This window comes from Brevibacterium sp. LAARM3_SD1, assembly GCF_057364765.1.
On record NZ_JBNFOL010000034.1, the window covers coordinates 1 to 19,037 of the forward strand.

Genomic DNA, 19,037 nt, shown 5'->3' on the forward strand with positions numbered 1-19,037 from the left:
CAGCAACCTCGCGCGAGGTTGCTGAGCCGCCGTCAGGTAGTAATTCAGGGGATTGCCGGCTCGGATTGTCTCCGGGCCTTGACACCGCACCCGGGACCATGGTTCATTAGTTAAGTAACTAACCAACTCACATGGAGCCGACAGTGATCGACGACGCCAAACCCCTGTTCACTCAGATCGCCGAGAAGGTCGAGGACTCGATCCTCAACGGCACCCTGCCCGAGCTCTCCCGAGCACCATCGACGAACGAGCTCGCGTCCTTCTACTCGATCAATCCGGCCACCGCAGCCAAGGGCATCAACCGGCTCGTCGACAAGGGCGTGCTGGAGAAGCGCCGCGGCATCGGGATGTTCGTCACCGAGGCGCCCGCGCTCTGCTCATCAACGAACACCGCACCACGTTCTCCGAGAACTTCATCAGTCCCCTGCTCAACGAGGCCAACCGCCTCGGTCTGGGGTCGAAGGACGTGATCGCGCTCATCGAAGAGCGCTCCCGAGAACTCCATCTGACCACCGCAATCGATCCGACCGCAGCGAAGGGATGACCCATGAACTCCGTCGTCGAGGTCCGCCACCTCACCAAGACGTACAAGACCGCCACCGCTCTCGATGATGTCAGCCTGAGCATCTCCGAGGACTCGATCTACGGCCTGCTCGGACGCAACGGGGCCGGCAAGACCAGCCTCATGTCCATCCTCACAGCACAGAACTTCGCGACCAGCGGCGATGTCGAGGTATTCGGGGAGAATCCCTATGAGAACGCCCGCGTGCTCAATCGCATGTGCTTCGTCCGCGAGAGCCAGAAGTATCCGGATGATTCGAATGCCCGGCATGCCCTGACCAACGCCCGTCTGTTTTTTCCCACACTGGGATCAGGACTTCGCCGACCAACTCGTCGATGACTTCGATCTGCCGCTGAAGACGCCGATCAAGAAGCTCTCCCGCGGTCAGCAATCAGCCGTAGGCGTCATCATCGGACTCGCCTCCCGTGCCGAGATCACATTCTTCGACGAGCCCTACCTCGGCTTCGATGCCGTAGCCCGGCAGATCTTCTACGACCACCTCATCACCGACTACGCCGAGTATCCGCGCACTATCGTGCTCTCAAGCCACCTCATCGACGAAGTCGCCGATCTCATCGAGAAGGTCATCGTCATCGACCGGGGACGGATCATCATGGATGAGACCACCGAGGAGGTCCGCAGTCGCGCAGTCAATATCGTCGGGGCTGCCGACGCGATCAATCGCCTCGTCGCCGGTCGCGAAGTCATCCACCGCGAAGCACTCGGCCGAGTCGCCTCGGTGACGATGCTCGGCCGCCTCAGCAATGCCGATCGGGAACTCATCGCCGACGCCAACCTCGACCTCACTCCGGTCTCCCTGCAGCAGCTCGTCGTCCGCAGCACTCAGGCGGACGCTGCCGAGTCCTCAGCAGCGGAGACCGACTCAAGGAGCCTGCAATCATGACCGCCGTCATCGACCGCCCACCCGAATCCCGAACCGCGCGACCGAAGAGCCGCATCCTCGGCGTCGTCCGCCTGCAGTTCACGAACACGCAGACTTTCGTCTGGGTGCCCGTGCTCATCCTCGTCTCCGCGTGGCTCATCACCCTCGTCATCCACTGGATCATCGCCTCCGCGGGAGTGGACTCCCCCAAGTACAGCGGAGGTTCGCAAGCGCCGCTGTGGTACTTCGCCGTCGTCGGCGCACAGGCGGTCAATCGCACGTTCTACTTCTCCCAGGCGATGAGCCTCACTCGACGCGAGTTCTGTCTCGGGTCCCTGACCGCCGCGGCGATCAGCTCCGCCGGCATCTCCGTCGTGTTCGTCGTCCTGGGACTCATCGAGCAGGCCACCGACGGCTATGGCATCAACGGCTACTTCGCCTACCTGTCATGGGTGTGGGAGCACGGCCCGCTCGGAGCCGGATTCGTCTATTTCGTGCTCACGATGCTGTGCTTCGTCCTCGGTTTCTGGTTTGCGATCGTGTACAAACGCGTCGGCGCTCTCATCCTCACGATCTCCCTCACAGGCATCTCCTTGGTGCTGCTGGCCGCGCGCTTGGATCAACGTCAATCGGGCCTGGCCCGACGTGTGGGCGGCACTCGTCGACGCGCAGGCGGTCGGACTGGGTCTGTGGGCTTTGGGCCTGACAGCGGTCTTCGCCCTAGGGTCGTACCTCACCCTGCGTCGCCTGACGACGTAATCCGCAGTTGCCCTCGCCGAGGCGGCTGAACGGTCCGTGGCTCAGCTGAGCAGGGCCAGCGCTCCCCCGGCGAGCACCGCGGCGACCGCCACTGCCGTGCCCATCGCCGCGGTCGTCTGCCACCCCATGGCTCGCCCGACCATGACCATCGAGGGGATGCTCAGCGCCGGCAGGGCGATGAGCAGAGCACCTGTGACACCGGCTCCGACGCCGAGAGGCACGAGGGTGAGGATGATCGGGATCTCTCCGCCGGTGGGAATGACGAGCAGGGTGGCCACGACCGCCGCAATGAGGACGGCACCGGCTCCCAACTGGGCTTCGAGTCCGAAGACCCCGGTCAGCCAGGGTGCGATGAGTCCGATGACGAAGACGAGCGCAAGGTGTTCGGGAACGAGGATGAGTGTGAACCTGGCCAGGGACCGCAGGTAGCGGGTGGGAAGCGACGACAGGCTCGCCGAGGCGGCCCCGGACTCGGGTGCCGCATCGGCCGGACCGCTCACCCACCTTCCGATGAGAGCAGCGGCGCCGACGGCGATGAGCAGCGCGAAGACGATGCGCACCGCCATGTACTGCCACGGCAGGACGAGAGCCAGAAAGATGAGTACCGCGGGGTTGAGCAGCGGATTGCCCACCCAGTAGGCCAGAGCGGCAGAACGGCGCACACCCGAATCCCGCAGCCCCGCGGCCACCGGGGCCGCACAGCAGGTGCACATCATCGACGGCATCGACAAAGCGGCGCCGACGAGGGACTGGCCGGTGTGGCTGCGCCGGTTGAGCAGCCTCAGCAGCCAGTCACGCGGCACCAGTGCGTCGATGGCCGCCGCGACGAGCAGTGCCACCAGCAGCGCTTTCCACACGGCGGTGAAGTACACGAGCGTGAAGTCCCACGCCCCCGACAGCGACACTTTCTGCCCCGCGGCGTCGAAGAGAGGAGCACCGTCCCACAGCGAGGTCTTGCTCAGCGTCCATGCCTTGTCCCAGTACGGCAGCCATTTCGACCAGCTCAGGCCCACCACGAGCACCAGTGCGAGCACGCCGAGCCCGGTCCAATCGGCGGCACTGAGTCGCTGCGGAGTCCGAACCGGTGCCGAAGCCGAGGTGTGCGTCATCGCGGTATGTCCTTTGTGCGCGTGCCGAAACGGCGGAGAGACAGTGGAGCGGCGGTGAGGGGACGGAGCTTCAGGAAGTGCGGGCGACGACGGAGTCGGCGAAGGCGAACAGCGACTCCCTGACGCGGCCTTCCGGCAATGGGGACAGAGCCGCCTTGGCCTCATCCGCCCAGCGCGAAGCTTCTACTCGGGCCTTCTCCGTCACCGGATGTGCCGCCAACGCCGCACGCGCAGCTTCCAGGGCCTCATCGGAATCGAGGTCGGCGTCGAGCAGTCGGACCACCTCGGCGGCGGACTCATCACCCTCAGCCGCGGCGGCGCGCACATAGAGCACGGGCAGGGTGGGAACGCGTTCGCGCAGATCCGTGCCCGGAGTCTTCCCTGACTCCGATGATGTCGTGGTCAGATCGATGATGTCGTCGGCGAGCTGGAAGGCCACACCGACGCGTTCGCCGAAGACCCGCACGGGTTCGGCCAGCGCCGAATCGGCTCCCGAGAACATGATGCCGAAGCGCGCCGAGGTGGCGATGAGCGAACCCGTCTTGTCGGCGAGCACCTGAATGTAGTGTTCGATTGCGTCGGCGCCCTCGGGAGGACCGGAGAATTCGTTGAGCTGACCGAGGACGAGTCGTTCAAAGGTCTCGGCCTGGATGCGCACGGCCTCGGGTCCGAGCTTCGCGGTCACCCCGGAAGCCTTGGAGAAGAGCAGGTCTCCGGTGAGTATCGCCACCGAATTGCCCCACACCTCGTGGGCGGCCTTCGCACCGCGCCGCACGGGAGCATCATCCATGACATCGTCGTGGTACAGCGATGCGAGGTGGATGAGTTCGACGGCGACGGCAGCATCGACGATGTCCTCGTTGTCCGCATCGCCGAGGCGGGCGGTGAGCAGCACGAGGTTCGGGCGGGCGCGTTTTCCGCCGGCGGCCAGCAGATGCTTCGATGTCTCGTCCGGCAGTCTCCGCGTCTGTTCGGTGACCTCGTAGAGACGAGCCTCCACGGTTTCCAACTGAGTCGAGATCTCTGCCGCGAGCTGGGCGTCGTCACCGGTGAAGGTGGCCGGAGAGGCTGGGTGGCTCATGTCCTCGTCATTCGTCGTAGTCGGTGTCGGCATGCCGTTGTCCTCGTCCTTGCGCTCAGAATTCTTCACTGTGGTCTCAGCGTCTTCCGTTCGCTCAGACATTGCTGGTGGCCGGGACGATTCGGGTCAGGGCCGAAATGATCCTGTCGATGAGATCGGCCTCGGAGACCTTCGGGTCGCGGTAGAGGTTCGCCAACAATTTGACGACGAACTCCATCACAACGTCAACACCCATACCGTACTTGATTCCGAACTGCATGAGCGCAGGATGGCCGATGATCGAGGCGAAAACGCGACCCAGGGTGAAGTAGCCGCCCAGGGAGTCTCCGAGCAGAGCCGGGTACTCCTCCAAGCGACGACGCATCACGGCCTGCGGGTAGCGCGAATAGGTGGAGATCACCTCGGCGGCGATACGCGCGGATTCCAGCGCATAGTCGATGCCTTCGCCGTTGAACGGGTTGACCATTCCGCCGGAATCGCCGACGAGCAGCAGACCGCGGTGGAGGTGCGGTGTGCGGTTGAAGGCCATCGGCAGGGCCGCGGATTTGATCGGGCCCAGAGAGGTGGATTCGTCGATGCCCCACTCATGGCCCATGTCAGCGATCCACTGGTTCATCATTCCGCGCAGATCCACGGACTTGAATTGGGGTGAGGAGTCGAGCAGCCCGGCACCGATATTCACGGTGCCGTCGCCGAGGGGGAAGATCCACCCGTATCCGGGCAGCGTCTCGGATTCCCCGGCCGCGTTCGTCGACCGCATCTCCACCCAGGATTCGATGTAGTCATCGGCATGCCGTGGAGTCGTGTGATAGGCGCGAGCGGCGATTCCCATCGGCCGGTCGTCGCGCTTCTCCAATCCCATGGACACGGCCAGGCGGGAGGAGACCCCGTCGGCGGCGATGACGATCGGGGCCCGGAAGTGGGCTTCGGGTCCCACACGGCGGCCTCGGTGGTCGGTTCCGGAGGCGTGGACGCCGCGGATCCATCCGTCTTCGCCGATGTCCGGGGACATGGCGCGAACCTGCTCGAAGAGCCGGGCCCCGCTGCGTTGAGCGTGGCGAGCAAAAGCTTCGTCCATGCTCATCCGCGGGCGGGTGACCCCGTAGTTCGGAGTGCCGTCGATCTCGGGCCAGTCGAGTTCGAGCCGGTGACCGCCGCCGATGAGGCGCAGCCCCTTGTTCCGGTGCCAGCCGTCGGATTCCGGCAAGTCCATACCGAGGTAGCCGGCCTCCTTGACTGCGCGCGGGGTCAGGGCGTCGCCGCAGATCTTGTCGCGCGGGAATCCTGACTTCTCCAGGATGATGACCTCGTGCCCGGCCTGGGCGAGGTAGGCGCCGATCGCCGAGCCGGCCGGCCCGGCACCGACGACGACGACTTCGGCATCGAACTCATTCATCGTCAAGGCTGGGTCGACTCCGCGGCGTCGGCCGCCTCGGCGGGCTTGAGGGCATGGTGGACGGCGACGATTCCGCCGGTGAGGTTGCGGTACTTCACCTGGTCGAACCCGGCGTCGAGGATCTGGTGGGCGAAGGCGTCCTGGTTCGGCCAGTCACGGATCGACTCGGCCAGATAGACGTAGGCCTCGGGGTTCGAGGACACGGCACGTGCCACGGCCGGCAGCGCCCTCATCAGGTATTCCTTGTAGACGAGGCTGAAAGCGTCGAGCGTCGGAGTGGAGAATTCGCAGATGACGAGGCGCCCACCGGGCTTGAGCACGCGCAGCATCTCGGTGAGCGCCAGATCGACGTCGTGGACGTTGCGGATGCCGAAGGAGATCGTGACGACGTCGAAGCTCGAATCGGCGAAGGGCAGGTCCATCGCATCGGCGTAGATGAAGTCGATCTGCGGGTGCCGACGGCGCCCCTCGGCGAGCATTCCGGTGGAGATGTCCCCGGCCACCACCTCGGCGCCGTGGTGGGTGAACGTCATCGACGAGGTGCCCGTGCCGGCAGCCAAGTCGAGCACGCGTTCGCCGGGCCCCGCGGCCACGGAATGGGCGACGGTGCGCCTCCAGGCGCGGGCAATTCCGAAGGTGAGGACGTCGTTCGTGAGGTCGTAGCGGGAGGCGACATCATCGAACATCGACGCGACGTCGGCGGGCTGTTTGTCCAGCTTGGCACGGTTCATGACCATATTCTCTCAACACCTCATCCGAGAGGGCGAATCCGGATCCCTGGCACTCACGATCCTCGTCTAGAATCGAGGCGACATGACTACGACTTTCGGCACTTCCGACATCCTCTCCGCCCCTCCGCGCCTGCATGTGCGGTCCCGTTTCGTCGACGACGTCGATCCCGGGCCCGGCTTCCCCTTCGAATCGGGTCTGCCCACGACAGTGGAGCAGACGCTCGAGCTGCTGCCGACCGATGGCTTCTCCTGCTGGGTCCGTGACACCTCCGGTCTCATCGGCTTCGGCCGCACCCTGCGCATCCGAGCGCGCGGGCCCGAGCGGTTCACTGAGCTCTCCGATGCGTGGAAGGCCATCACCGAGGTGGCCGAGGTCGAAGATGAGGTCGATCTGCTCGGCTCCGGGCTCGTGTGCTTCGCCACCGTCACGTATTCGGGCGAATCCGCGGTCGATTCGATCATCCACGTCCCCGAGTTCGTCCTCGGTCGCCGAGGTGGCCGCGTGTGGCTGAGCTCGATCTCGACAGCCGAGGTGCCTCCCCTGCCGCCGATCCTCCAGGCAGAACCTCTGCAGCGCGTGCAGACGGCCCGCGCCGAGGCCGGGGATCTCGGTCCGGAGAAGTGGTCGCGGCTCGTCGAGCAGGTCGCTGACATGCTCACCCCGATCGACACCTCGGCGGAGGTGGATGCATTCTCGGATGATCCGACTCTGCGCAAGATCGTCCTCGCCCGCGACGAGGTCGTCACCACCGATGAGGACATCGACGTGCGTGCGGTGCTCGGTGCGCTCAACCGCAGCTACCCGAGCTGCTGGACCTTCGACATCGCCGGTCTCATCGGGTCGACTCCGGAGCTGCTCATCGGGGTCGAGGACAACAAGGTGACCTCACGGGTGCTGGCCGGGACCTACCGGGTGGAGAAGAACCCGATGGAGGAGATGCCGGCGGCACGGAAGTTGCTGAGCGCCCACAAGGACAGCACCGAGCATGCCTTCGCCATCGCCTCGCTGCAGCGCAGTCTGGGTTCGGTCGCCGAGGATGTCACCGTCGATGAGCGCCCCCACCTGCTGCCGCTGGCCAATGTCATCCATTCGGCGTCGGACGCGCAGGCGACCCTGGCCGCCGATTCCGGCCTCAATGCCCTCGATGTCGCCGCTGCCGTCCACCCGACGGCCGCCGTCGGCGGGTACCCGCAGGCGAGCGCAGTGGCACACGTCGATGAGCTCGAACCCCTCGACCGTGGCCGCTACTCCGGTCCCGTCGGATGGATGGACGGCCGCGGCAACGGCCAGTTCGGCATCGCCCTGCGCTGCGGTCAGCTCGAGGATCGCAATCGGATCCGGCTGTACGCCGGTGCTGGCATCATGCCCGATTCGGACCCCGTCACCGAGGTGGCCGAGACGAACGCGAAGCTCGCTCCGATGCGTCGCGCGCTCGGCCTCGACCGCGACTGACTTTTCGCGCTCACCGCACCTCCCCTGCTGTCAGAAGATCGGCGAAAGTTCCGTCGCCTAGTGCGGTGCCGTCACCTCGATGATGCGACGGGCACCGGCGTCTCGCTGTCCGTCGATCGTGCCGAAGGCTGTGGCGAATTCCTCCGCACCGGTCACCCGAGCATGCTCCCACCCGTAGGCTGCGGCGAGCTCGGCGAAGCCGCGGCCGTGCGGGACCGTGAAATAGCGCTCCAGGAATCCTTCGAGGTGGGCTTGCGAGTGTTCGAGTCCGGAGAAGATCGCTCCCCCGTCGTCGTTGAGCACGACGATCGTCACGTCACCGACCTCCTCGGCGTTCGGGGCGAGCAGTCCGCCGATGTCGTGGAGCATGGCGATATCGCCGATGAGCAGGACGACCGGCTCCCCCAACCCCAGAGACAGCCCTGTGGCGGTCGAGATCAGTCCGTCGATTCCCGCCAGACCTCTTGACGCGTGGATGCGAGCGCGGATGTCGGTGGCGTCGCTGAGGTAGCGAACCGAGTTCGAACTGGCGACGAAGAGGGTGATGTCCTGGGCAGCGAGGTGTTCGGTGATCTTTCGTGCCGTCGACTGGAATACCCTCGCCGAGGCGGCTCCCGAGCGCTCGTCCGCGGCTCGTGCCGCGGATCGTTCCGCAGACTGCTCTGCTCGTGCGGCTGCTACGAGGGATGTCCCGGCGTCGATCCATGCGCACACCCAGTCCGACCCGGAGGCGGGGACGCCCTGTGCCTCGTCCACCGCCGTCACATCGTCGGCAGGGGTTCTCGCTACAGTGACGGTCAGATCAAGCGCATCGATGTTGTCGGGGACGTGCTGTACGTTCACCGTTTCGTCGGCGAGCAGTGCGGCGACGGGCCTGGTCAGGGTCGGTTTTCCATGGACGATGACGGTGCGGATCGGCTCTCGCAGCTCGGGGTGATCGCTGAGTACTCGGGCATGGGCGGGCACGACGGTCGTGAGTTCGACGGTGCCAGAGATTGAGGAGCCCGACAGACCGGCAGTGGTGCGGGCCAGCGCACTCGAGGGTTCGGCAAGCACGGGAAGATGATGATCAGCGGCGAGTGCACGCAGAGATTCGGCCGAATACCCGCCGGCGTCTCCGGCGACGATGACCGTCCCTTCTGTGATAGTGACACCGACGGATGCCCGCGAGCCGGTTCCCGCACCGCCGCGATCTGCTTCTCCGAAGCGAGGCCCGGTGCTTGAAGCGCCGGTCTCGGCACCACGATGCTCGACCCCGATTTCAGCCAACTCGCCGATCTCGTCCTTCCATGCGCCCAACTCCTCCGGGGTGGGAACCAAGGGCACGTCGAACTGCACATTGAACTGGACGGGGCCTGCCACCTCGGCGCGGGTTCCATCACTCTGCCCCAACGCTGCACGGCGTCTGACACCGATCGGGCGACCGCCTCGGCGGCATCACCGGCAGGGATATCGAAGCGGGCACGAACGTCGCTGAGCACCTGCGACTGGTCGTCGATGGTCTGGTTGGCCCCCGTGCCGCGCAGCCGGGCGGGGCGGTCCGCGGTGAGCGCGAGCACCGGCAGGTGTCCGTACGAAGCTTCGAGGACGGCCGGGTGGAGATTGGCCACGGCCGATCCGGACGTCGTCACGACCGCCACGGCGGAGTCACTGCCGCGGGCACGCAGGCCGCGGGCCAGGCCGAGGGCGAGGAAGGCGGCATCACGCTCATCGACGCGCACATGAGTGCGGATGAGTCCCGCCTCGGCGAGGGGAGCCAGGGCATAGACCAAGGGAGCCGACCGCGAACCGGGAGCGAAGACGACATCACTGACCCCGGCATGGACCAGGCTTCGGGCAATCTGCTGCGCCACCGCGCTCGAATTCGACATCACCTGATATTCAACCACCTGACCACCTGTGGTTCACCTCTGCCCTCTAACCTCGAAAAATGCGCCGCTCGTTGATCATCGCGATGGGAGCACGGGCCATCCGCACTCTGACCGCGGCCCGCTCCCAGCGCGGACGCTATCCCGCTCGCGACCAGACCACGTCTTTCCTCGGGCCCGAACCCCGCGGAAAGGACGCCCGGACTTGGCATATCCGAGACAAACGGAAACTCTCGCCGAGGCTGCGCGAATTCTTCCTCTACTCCCCCGCACTCGGCCGCACCGTCGGCGTGCGGGTGCTGTTGCCGGGGATTCCCGCCGAGGTCAGCCCCGTCATCCACCTCTTCCACGGAGGCGGCGACGACTTCCGCTCATGGACGGATTTCGGTTCCGCCGAGGAGCTCACCCTCGATTCCCCGTACCTCGTCGTCATGCCCGACGGCGGAGCGGGAACGTATTCGCGTTTGGCCGTCGGCAGCGAGGTCCACGACTGGCCGCGCTTCCACACCGAGGAGATCCCCGCCTTCCTCAAAGCGAACTTCTCCGTCGACTGGGCACCCGGCAGCCAGCTGTTGGCGGGGCTGTCGATGGGCGGCTACGGGGCGATGAAGTACGCGGCCTGGCATCCAGACAGGTACGGATCGGCCGCAGCGTTCTCCTCTCCTCTGGATCCGCTGTCGACGGTGCCGGCATTCGACATCATCGCGATGCGCGAAGGCGCGCGGTCGCTCAGCCTGTTCGGCGATCCCGGGCAGGACCGCAGCGAATGGCTGGCGAATTCGCCCTATGCTCTGGCCGAGAATCTCCGCGGCCTCGACCTGTGGTTCAGTGCCGGATCGGGCAGCCTCGAAGGGGCGAAGGACCGGGACCTGCTGGAGACGATGATCAGCTCCCAGGGCGAGCGCTTCTCCGCCCGTCTCAACGCCCTCGGCATCCGCCATTCCTGGTTTCCGCGCACCAGCGGTCTGCACAATTGGACGAGCTGGGAACGGGAGCTCGGAGCCTGGCTGAAGACGCTCGCCAAACGGCGCGACTATGCGAGCTCGGATCGCGGACACACCGATCGCGTGGCCGACGGCGGAGAGTTCACCTTCCTCACCGGTCATGCCCTCTTCGACATCCACGGGTGGAGGGTGGAGATCTCCCGTCGTCGCGCGCAGGTCGTGCGCTTCGACGCCGTCAGCGCCGCAGGCTTCTCCCTGAGCGGCACCGGCAGCTTCCGTGTCCGCACTCCCGGGCTCTTCGACCCCGGACGACGCTACGACATCAGCGTGTCCGGCCCCAGCGGAGACAACGCCTACCAGCAGAAGGCGGACAAGAAGGGACGACTGACCTTCACCGGTCGGTTGCGCGCCATGCACGATCCGATCATCCCCGGCAAGCGCACCGCGCACTTCGCCACGCTGGGACAGGACGAGGTGACCACGGTCAGGATCGCCTCGGCGCCGGTCGATTCGACAGCCGACCGCGGTCACGGTGCGGCAGCAATCGACGGTGCTGCGGCGGTCGGCGGAGGACGGTCCACAGCCGATGTTCCAGATCCGTCACAGACAGAAACCGCAGACGATCCCACTGGCGTTTATATTGAGAGCGGTCGCGAATCGTCGGCCGCTGATTCTTCAGAACGCTGACTCGAGAGGTCAACCATGAAACGCATACTCCCAGCCATCGCTCTTTTCGCCGGACTCTCACTCGTCGGCTGCACGGGTGGAGGAGACAAACCGGAGCAGACTGACGGCGGCGGTGAGTCACCGGCGGCCGAGGCGCAGCCGGAGGTCAAGAAGCTCGACGAAGCTCAGCTCAAGGAGGTCCTCGAATCGACGCAGGTCGATGGACAGTCGTTCAAGGCCGTCGACGGTGCCGGAGATGCCAATGGTGAGATGGCCAAGGCGCTGGAGAGCTCGGAATTCGAGCCTGCCAAGTGCAAGGACATCACTCTCGACCTGATCAATTCGAATATCGCCTCGGGCGGCACCACTGTGGCCGGAGCCACGAGCGACAATGTCCTGTCCGCCGGCCTGTCCAGCTTCGACAGCGCCGACGACGCACAGTCACAGCTCGACGGCACAGCGAAGATCGCCGAAGAGTGCAGTGACGTGAAGATGACGACCGCGGGCATGGAGATGTCGCTGAAATACTCGACCTTCGACGCTGAGGTCGCCGGGGCCGATGAAACCGCCGGAGTCGTCGCGGCCGTCGAAACCGGAGGACAGACCGCTACGGAGATTCGCATCGTCACCGCCCGGGCCGAAAACAACCTCGTCTCCGTCACCAACCTCGCCGATGTCGAAGAAGCGACCGTGACGAAGGCCGCTGACGCTTTCGTCGAATCCGTGACGAAAGCGGGCTGACCAGGTTCAGCCGCGGGCAGACTGAGCTCAGCCGCGCAGGTTCTCGCCGCGCAGGGCACTCCAACAGCTCTGCACCCGCTGAGCCCACCACTCGAATCTCCCGGATCCACCGCCAGCTGCTGCAGGCGGTCAGGGTCCGGGACGATTCGCGTCACCGGGATGGCCCCGTCGACCGGAGTCAGCGCCTCGTGGTCGGCGACGATATCGGCGGTGAAGAGACGTCCCGTCCCCAGGCCACAGGCCACCCGGTCACCGAGGATGTCCCGACTGCGGTCGGTGCGCGGCAGCTTGGCCGCCAGTTCGGCACCGGCGGCCAGTCCGACGGAAGACTCGAGCGCCGAGGACACGACTGCGGGCAGCCCCGAGGCACTGATGACGTCGAGGGCCGCACCGATTCCACCCAACGGCTGGACTTTGACGATGATGACTTCGGCGGCCCCGAGTTCGGCCACACGCAGCGGGTCCTCGGCTTTGCGGATGGATTCGTCGGCGGCGATGACGATCGGCAGTCCGCGTCGGGCGAGTTCCTCGCGCAGGTCCGCGAGCTGCTCGACTGCCGGCACCGGCTGTTCGAAGTATTGGAGGTCGAAGTCGGCGAAGGCCTCACAGGCCTTGACGGCTTCGGCCTGCGTATAACCGGCGTTTGCGTCCAGGCGCAGCGTCGTGTCGGGGAAGAGTCTGCGGAACTCCCGCAGGCGCGCCAGGTCTTCCTCCAGGGAGGCGAAACCGTGTTCGGCGACCTTCGCTTTGACGGTGCCGACTCGACCGTAACGGGACAGGATCGATTCGACCTGGTCCGGCGGACAGGCGGGCAGCGTGCCGTTGACGGCGACGGTCTCACCATCAGCCACCGCCGCCGGGGCGGAACCGCGCGCGTGGGCATTGGAGGGGGCCGCCTCGGCGAGGGCGGTGGGCTGCGGGATCAGCCCGGAGAATTCGAGGGAGGCGCGCAGCCACCGGCTGGCTTCCTCGGTGCCGTATTCGACGAACGGGGAGAACTCCGCCCACCCTGCAGGACCGGAGAAGAGCGCCACTTCTCGCTCGGTGATCCCTCTGAATCGGGTGACCATCGGCAGTCGCACGACGTGCAGGTCCTCGATGACCTCGTCGAAGCGTGCGGGCAGATCGAGCGGAGCTGAGGAGAGGGACGCAGGTTCGGGTGCACCGGAGTGCGAACGGGCTGTATCGGCCATACGACCAGACTAGCGCTCGCCTCCCCTGCCACGACTTCCTGCCGTTCGGAACTGCACCATCCACCACCCGGGTCCGGCCCGTGCAGGTGGTGCCAAGCGCTAGGCTGGGGGCCATGACGGTTTCAGACATCTTCGACCCCACTGCCTGGCGTGAAGTCTCCGGCTTCGACTTCACCGATATCACCTACCACCGAGCCATCGACCCCGCCACCGGCAACGACATCGGCTGCGTGCGCATCGCCTTCGACCGCCCCGAGGTCCGCAACGCCTTCCGTCCGCACACTGTCGATGAGCTCTACCGCGCCCTCGACCACGCCCGCCAGACCTCCGATGTCGGCGCGGTCCTGCTCACCGGTAACGGCCCGAGCGAGAAGGACTGCGGCTGGGCCTTCTGCTCCGGCGGCGACCAGCGCATCCGCGGCCGCTCGGGCTACCAGTACGCATCCGGTGAGACCCGTGAGAGCGTCGACCCGGCCCGCGCCGGACGCCTCCACATCCTCGAAGTCCAGCGCCTGATCCGCACCATGCCGAAGATCGTCATCGCCGTCGTCCCCGGTTGGGCCGCCGGCGGCGGACACAGCCTCCACGTCGTCTGCGATATGACGATCGCCTCGCGCCAGCATGCGAAGTTCAAGCAGAGCGACGCCGATGTCGGCTCCTACGACGCGGGGTACGGTTCCGCCTATCTGGCGAAGATGGTCGGTCAGAAGAAGGCTCGTGAGATCTTCTTCCTCGGCCGCACCTACTCGGCTCAGGAAATGGCCGATATGGGCGCCGTCAACGAGGTCGTCGACCATGCCGACCTCGAGACCGCCGCCCTGCAGATGGCGCGAGAGATCCTCGGCAAGTCCCCGAACGCGCAGCGCATGCTCAAGTTCGCCTTCAACCTCGTCGACGACGGACTCGTCGGCCAGCAGGTCTTCGCCGGAGAAGCCACCCGACTGGGCTATATGACCGACGAAGCCGTCGAAGGACGCGACGCCTTCCTCGAAAAACGCGACCCCGACTGGTCGCCGTTCCCCTGGTACTACTGAACCGGCTCTGCGCATGACTGCACGCGAACTGCACCCCGCCGAGCTGCCCGAGGCCATCGATCGGGCACTGAACGGGACGTCGATCCTCATCCTCCCGTCCGATCGGGACGGCGCAGTCACCGAGGTGGCTCCCAGCGTGTGGGCCGGTCAGGACCCAGCCCCGGCGCTCATCCTCTTCACCTCCGGGTCGACGGGGACGGCGAAGGCTGTGGCGCTGTCCGCTCATGCGCTGACCACCTCGGCGCGGGCGACCGAACGGTTCCTCTCCGGGCCCGGCGCTGGCACCTGTGCCTGCCGGTCAACCACATCGCCGGCTTCCAAGTGGAGCTGCGCGCCCGCTTGGCGGGCCGTGCCCCGGTCAGGGCCGCCTCGGCGAGGTTCACCGCACAGTCCTTCACCTCCGAGGTCACCCCCCTGGTGGAACGGGCGGGCGACCGACCGACGTACACCTCGATCGTGCCCACCCAACTCCACCGGATCCTCGAGGACAGCGCCGCCACCGAGGCAGCCGGACGGATCTCGCACATCCTCCTCGGCGGAGCGGCGATCTCACCGTCACTGCTCGACCGCGCCGAGGCCGCGGGGCTGGCGATCGTGCGGACCTACGGGATGAGCGAGACGGCGGGCGGCTGCGTTTATGACGGGGTGCCCTTCGACGGGGTCGACGTGACCATCACCGAGGCGGGCACGATCGACCTGACCGGCCCCGTCGTGGCCGACGGCTACGTCGAGATCGCCACCGACGGGACGATCACACCGGTCGACTCCCCCGCTCTCACCGTCGACGAGGCGGGACGGCGGATCATGCACACCAGCGATCTGGGCAGGGTCGATTCCGGCGTGCTCAGTGTCCTCGGTCGGGCCGATGACATCATCGTCTCCGGAGGCACGAACGTCTCTCCGCACGCCCTGGAGACCGGACTGCTGCCGAGCTGGCAGAAAGCGGGAATCGCCGAGATGCTCGTGACCTGGGTACCCGACGAGGAATGGGGCAAACGGATCGTCGCACTCGTCCGGACTGCCGACGGCGGTGGAGTCGGAGCGGAGAATCCGCGAGAATCGGCACAGAGGCTCAATGCCCTCGACCATGGGATGACGGGGCAGCTGCTGCCGCAGCTCGTCTTCCCGGTCGCCGAGATTCCGAACCGGTCGATCGGCAAACCCGATCGCAGGGCTGCGGCCCGGATCGCCGCCGATCTCATGGCGCGTGATGCGAATACCCATACTGGTGAACTACCGGTAATATAAGACGGCTCCACAAACCGACAGGAAGGTGAGCGAGACCTATGGCTGATGCCGCCCAGTGGATTTCTGGAGCTCGACTGCGAACTCTGCCCCTGGCTCTCGCACCCGTCCTCATCGGAACCGGAGCCGCCATCGGTTCCCTCGGCGGATTCACCGCCTTCATCCTCGACGACATCTCCGGCAAGGACGACCACGTCAGCTTCGGACAGATCCTGCTGCGCGGGTTTCTCGCCCTCCTCGTCTCACTCTGCCTGCAGATCGGCTCGAACTACGCCAATGACTACTCCGACGGAATCCGCGGCACCGACGACGAACGCGTCGGCCCCGTCCGTCTGACGGCGACCGGGCTGGCCGAACCTCACGCGGTCAAACGGGCCGCCTTCATCTTCTTCGGCCTGGCCGGGGTCGCCGGCATCGTCCTCGTCCTCATCTCGCAGGCATGGTGGTTTCTCCTCGTCGGAGCCGCCGCAGTCGCCGCCGCCTGGTTCTACACCGGCGGCAGGCGGCCGTATGGCTATATGGGCCTCGGCGAGGTCTTCGTCTTCGTGTTCTTCGGGCTCGTGGCGACTTTGGGCACGATGTGGATGCAGGTCGGTCATCTCACCCTCAGCGGTTGGGCCGGAGCAGTCGCGATCGGATCCCTGGCCTCTGCTGTGCTCATGGTCAACAACCTCCGCGACATCCCCACCGACATCGAAGCCGACAAGATCACCTTGGCTGTGAAGATGGGTGACAATGCCGCACGCATCGCCTATGCGGTGCTCGTGCTGCTGCCGTTCGCGCTGCTGGCGCTGGCGATCCTCGACGGCCATCCCGCCGTGGCCCTGGCGATCCTCGCCCTCGTCCCGGCGCTCAATCCGCTCAAGACGGTGCTCAGCGGCACGACAGGTCCTGGGCTGATTCCGCCGATCAAGTCCACTGGGCTGACCGGTTTGGCCTTCTCCGCGCTGATGGGCCTCGGCCTGGCGCTCTGAAGCGCGTCCGCCTCAGTTCACTTCGACTGGTCGCCGTCTTCTCCGAGACGCTCTTCGACGATCTCGTCCTCAGCCGCTTCGTCGCGCCGACGCGCTTGGGCTTGGACGCCCGCTTGGCGACCTTCGCTTCGATTTCGGTTGCGGCTTTGGCGCGCATCTTGCCCAGGAGCAGGTAGCTCAGCAGTGCACCGATGATGATGGCGGCGATCGCCATGACCAGGTTGAGGCCGAGGAAAGGGAACAGAACGAGGCCGACGGCGATGATGAGGCCGAAGCGAGCGAGTGTGTAGAGCCAGAAGGTGCGCATTGAACTCATTTTAGCCTCCGATCGTGACAGTCTTGTCACCGCCCGCTGGAGGCCGCGCTCAGGTTGGTGGACTATCCTTGATGCATGGCTCGACTACTCATTGCCGCGATCGTCCTAGCGGCTGCGGTGACACTGTACGGACTCTTCGATTGCCTGTTGCGTGATCGGGGTCTGATTCGAGTCCTGCCCAAACCTGCGTGGGCACTCATCATCCTCTTCATCCCCGTCCTCGGGTTCATCCTCTGGTACCTGTTCGGACGCGGTTCCGAAGACAAGCCCACCCGCGGCACACGCCCCCGCGGGCAGGTTGCTCCCGATGACGACCCTGACTATCTGCGTCAGGTCGATCGCGAACTCAAGCTCGGCAAACACGCGCCTCCGGCTCAGGACCACGACGACGAGAACTCCCCGAGCGAAGACACCGCGAAGTCGGATGACGACAGCGGTCCCGCAGACTCCTCTGCCGACTCCGATGACCGGGGAACCAAGGGCGACGGCCGCGGCCGCTCCAACTGACCGCTCTCTCGCGACCCGTCTTCCTGACCAGCTGACTGGTCTCGCCTCTGAGTCGCCAAGCACAATTCGGCTCGCAGCCGTCCGTCCCTCTCTCGCGTAATGCCGCAGCTAGGCAATACCGCCGCTATTCGGCGACATCGTTGACACCGCTGCGGCGTAGCATCGTTGCGATCAAGCGAAGCCGTGGGACACCTCGGCGGCTGTGCAGCGCTGCGAATCGGCGAATTGGTACTCCTTGTTCTGGACTGCTCACCGAAGAACGTGGCGACTTCAGAGAAGACCGCACCACAACACGCTTCCGACGCCTTCTCGCACGGGCCATCACCACATTAAGACAGTACGCAAACGGCACTGTTTGAGGTGGACAGCCCGGTTTCAAAACCGTGCTGCCCACCTGAAACAGTGCCTTAAGCGCGACTGAACTCCCTCAGCGCGGCTGAGCCCGGGCCGCTGCCGCGGGCCGGACATTTGCGTCAGTCGAGGCCGGAGTACGAGTGCAGTCCGTTGAAGTACATGTTGACGACGGTGAAGTTGAAGATCACCGAGGCGATGCCGATGAGGTTGAGCACGGCGACCTTCGTCGGGCCCCAACCGCGGGTCGCACGGGCGTGCAGGTACGCGGCGTAGATGACCCAGACGACGAACGTCCAGATCTCCTTCGAGTCCCAACCCCAGTAGCGGCTCCAGGCAACCTCGGCCCAGATGGCGCCGGCGATGAGGGTGAAGGTCCAGGTGATGAAGCCGACAGCCGCAATCCGGTAGGAGATCCGCTCGAGGTCAGTGCTCGAGGGCAGCCGGTGGAGGAACCGCAGCCACTTCGGGTCCTTGGTCTCATGCACGCTCTTCAGGATCTGGAAGACCGCGAGGATCGCAGAGATGTAGAGCAGAGAGGTCGAGAGGATCGCGATCGGCACGTGGATGGCGATCCAGTACGAATCCAGAGCCGGGATGAGCTTGGCGGCCGGGGTGTAGAAGACGGTGATCGCCAGTCCCAGGCACAGGAGAACTCCGCCGGAGACGAACGTTCCCAGGTACCGCACGTCCTTCTTCATCAGCACGACGAGGTAGACGATGACGGTGATCGCAGTGGCAGACAGGACGTACTCCATCATGTTGCCCCACGGCACACGGGCCACGGACAGCGCACGAGTGAGCACTCCCCCGACGTGGAGGAGCATGGCGAGCACGAGCAGCGAGGTGCCGATGCGGGCACCGCGATGCCGGTTCTTCTTCGACGACTTCACCGTCGCGGAATCGTCGTCGCCCGGCCGGTCGAGAACGGCGGTCGACGCCGTCTTCCGGTTCGTCCGGCGCACGGTGCTGGCCTTGGCGGAGGTGGCGACCTCGGTCTCCGAGGTTTTCAGCTCACGCGCACCGAAGAGGTCGAAGGCGTAGAAGATCATGGCGACGGCGTAGACGATCATCGCCGAGATGATCAACTGGTTCGACCACATTGCGAGGTCTGTGTTGACGTCCATTCATCCTCCGCACCACTGAAGTGCTCTTCTATCGCATGCTGTTCTCTGTCTGCGCGCTCCCTCCGACTCCGTGCGGAGACCGAAGGCGACGCGCACT

At 65.7% G+C, this 19,037-nt stretch carries 16 protein-coding genes and 2 pseudogenes; 9 read left to right on the forward strand and 9 right to left on the reverse strand.

Annotated features, from left to right (window positions below):
- Positions 1 to 131: 131 nt before the first annotated feature.
- From AC2W7L_RS15670 to AC2W7L_RS15680, 3 genes and pseudogenes are all read left to right on the forward strand, one after another.
- Positions 132 to 470: a GntR family transcriptional regulator gene (locus tag AC2W7L_RS15670; RefSeq protein ID WP_486005182.1), complete on the forward strand. Its 339-nt coding sequence runs from the start codon at positions 132 to 134 to the stop codon at positions 468 to 470.
- Positions 471 to 547: 77 nt separating this feature from the next.
- A pseudogene (locus AC2W7L_RS15675) lies at positions 548 to 1,466 on the forward strand (ABC transporter ATP-binding protein).
- Positions 1,463 to 2,233, forward strand: coding sequence for a hypothetical protein (locus tag AC2W7L_RS15680; protein ID WP_486005183.1), 771 nt, complete (start codon positions 1,463 to 1,465; stop codon positions 2,231 to 2,233). Before AC2W7L_RS15675 ends, AC2W7L_RS15680 begins: the two are co-directional and overlap by 4 nt.
- 12 nt (positions 2,234 to 2,245) lie before the next feature.
- Here AC2W7L_RS15680 and AC2W7L_RS15685 read toward each other — a convergent pair whose 3' ends face one another.
- From AC2W7L_RS15685 to AC2W7L_RS15700, 4 genes are all read right to left on the reverse strand, one after another.
- On the reverse strand, positions 2,246 to 3,313 hold the full coding sequence (locus AC2W7L_RS15685; protein WP_486005184.1) for a permease: 1,068 nt from the start codon (positions 3,311 to 3,313) through the stop codon (positions 2,246 to 2,248).
- Positions 3,314 to 3,383: 70 nt separating this feature from the next.
- On the reverse strand, positions 3,384 to 4,427 hold the full coding sequence (locus tag AC2W7L_RS15690; protein ID WP_486005211.1) for a polyprenyl synthetase family protein: 1,044 nt from the start codon (positions 4,425 to 4,427) through the stop codon (positions 3,384 to 3,386).
- Between the two features lie 61 nt (positions 4,428 to 4,488).
- Complete coding sequence (locus tag AC2W7L_RS15695) at positions 4,489 to 5,790, reverse strand: geranylgeranyl reductase family protein (protein ID WP_486005185.1); 1,302 nt, start codon at positions 5,788 to 5,790, stop codon at positions 4,489 to 4,491.
- A gap of 2 nt (positions 5,791 to 5,792) precedes the next feature.
- Entirely contained in the window at positions 5,793 to 6,521 is a 729-nt protein-coding gene (locus AC2W7L_RS15700; protein WP_486005186.1) for a demethylmenaquinone methyltransferase, read from the reverse strand.
- Positions 6,522 to 6,603: 82 nt separating this feature from the next.
- On the opposite strand from AC2W7L_RS15700, the gene AC2W7L_RS15705 reads away from it, so the two are divergent.
- Complete coding sequence (locus tag AC2W7L_RS15705; protein WP_486005187.1) at positions 6,604 to 7,974, forward strand: isochorismate synthase; 1,371 nt, start codon at positions 6,604 to 6,606, stop codon at positions 7,972 to 7,974.
- A gap of 57 nt (positions 7,975 to 8,031) precedes the next feature.
- Here the strand turns inward: AC2W7L_RS15705 and AC2W7L_RS15710 are convergent, their stop codons facing one another.
- Positions 8,032 to 9,336, reverse strand: a complete 1,305-nt coding sequence (locus tag AC2W7L_RS15710; protein WP_486005188.1) for a thiamine pyrophosphate-dependent enzyme — start codon at positions 9,334 to 9,336, stop codon at positions 8,032 to 8,034.
- Between the two features lie 182 nt (positions 9,337 to 9,518).
- Positions 9,519 to 9,845 (reverse strand): annotated as a pseudogene (locus AC2W7L_RS15715) (thiamine pyrophosphate-binding protein); the annotation flags it as partial.
- A gap of 59 nt (positions 9,846 to 9,904) precedes the next feature.
- Between AC2W7L_RS15715 and AC2W7L_RS15720 the strand changes: the two are divergent.
- Positions 9,905 to 11,473: an alpha/beta hydrolase gene (locus AC2W7L_RS15720; RefSeq protein WP_486005189.1), complete on the forward strand. Its 1,569-nt coding sequence runs from the start codon at positions 9,905 to 9,907 to the stop codon at positions 11,471 to 11,473.
- A 164-nt stretch (positions 11,474 to 11,637) separates the two neighbouring features.
- Here the strand turns inward: AC2W7L_RS15720 and AC2W7L_RS15725 are convergent, their stop codons facing one another.
- Entirely contained in the window at positions 11,638 to 13,386 is a 1,749-nt protein-coding gene (locus AC2W7L_RS15725; protein ID WP_486005190.1) for an o-succinylbenzoate synthase, read from the reverse strand.
- A 113-nt stretch (positions 13,387 to 13,499) separates the two neighbouring features.
- Here AC2W7L_RS15725 and AC2W7L_RS15730 point away from each other — a divergent pair, with 113 nt between their 5' ends.
- The 3 genes from AC2W7L_RS15730 to AC2W7L_RS15740 all read left to right on the forward strand — a co-directional run bounded on the left by AC2W7L_RS15730 (position 13,500) and on the right by AC2W7L_RS15740 (position 16,639).
- Complete coding sequence (locus tag AC2W7L_RS15730) at positions 13,500 to 14,420, forward strand: 1,4-dihydroxy-2-naphthoyl-CoA synthase (protein WP_486005191.1); 921 nt, start codon at positions 13,500 to 13,502, stop codon at positions 14,418 to 14,420.
- Between the two features lie 321 nt (positions 14,421 to 14,741).
- The gene (locus tag AC2W7L_RS15735) at positions 14,742 to 15,668 is read left to right on the forward strand and encodes an AMP-binding protein (RefSeq protein WP_486005192.1); all 927 of its coding nucleotides are present in this window, start codon (positions 14,742 to 14,744) and stop codon (positions 15,666 to 15,668) included.
- 38 nt (positions 15,669 to 15,706) lie between these two features.
- Positions 15,707 to 16,639 carry a 1,4-dihydroxy-2-naphthoate polyprenyltransferase gene (locus AC2W7L_RS15740; protein ID WP_486005193.1) on the forward strand — a complete coding sequence of 311 codons (933 nt, stop codon included), beginning with the start codon at positions 15,707 to 15,709 and terminating at the stop codon, positions 16,637 to 16,639.
- Here AC2W7L_RS15740 and AC2W7L_RS15745 read toward each other — a convergent pair.
- Positions 16,575 to 16,946, reverse strand: coding sequence for a DUF4229 domain-containing protein (locus AC2W7L_RS15745; protein ID WP_486005194.1), 372 nt, complete (start codon positions 16,944 to 16,946; stop codon positions 16,575 to 16,577). The two genes, AC2W7L_RS15740 and AC2W7L_RS15745, sit on opposite strands and share 65 nt — an antisense overlap.
- A gap of 84 nt (positions 16,947 to 17,030) precedes the next feature.
- Here AC2W7L_RS15745 and AC2W7L_RS15750 point away from each other — a divergent pair, with 84 nt between their 5' ends.
- Positions 17,031 to 17,462 carry a PLD nuclease N-terminal domain-containing protein gene (locus tag AC2W7L_RS15750; protein WP_062244566.1) on the forward strand — a complete coding sequence of 144 codons (432 nt, stop codon included), beginning with the start codon at positions 17,031 to 17,033 and terminating at the stop codon, positions 17,460 to 17,462.
- Between the two features lie 473 nt (positions 17,463 to 17,935).
- On the opposite strand, the gene ccsB is transcribed toward AC2W7L_RS15750, so the two are convergent.
- A complete protein-coding gene (gene ccsB / locus AC2W7L_RS15755; protein WP_062244569.1) occupies positions 17,936 to 18,940 on the reverse strand; it encodes a c-type cytochrome biogenesis protein CcsB in 1,005 nt (334 codons plus the stop codon).
- Positions 18,941 to 19,037 lie beyond the last annotated feature (97 nt).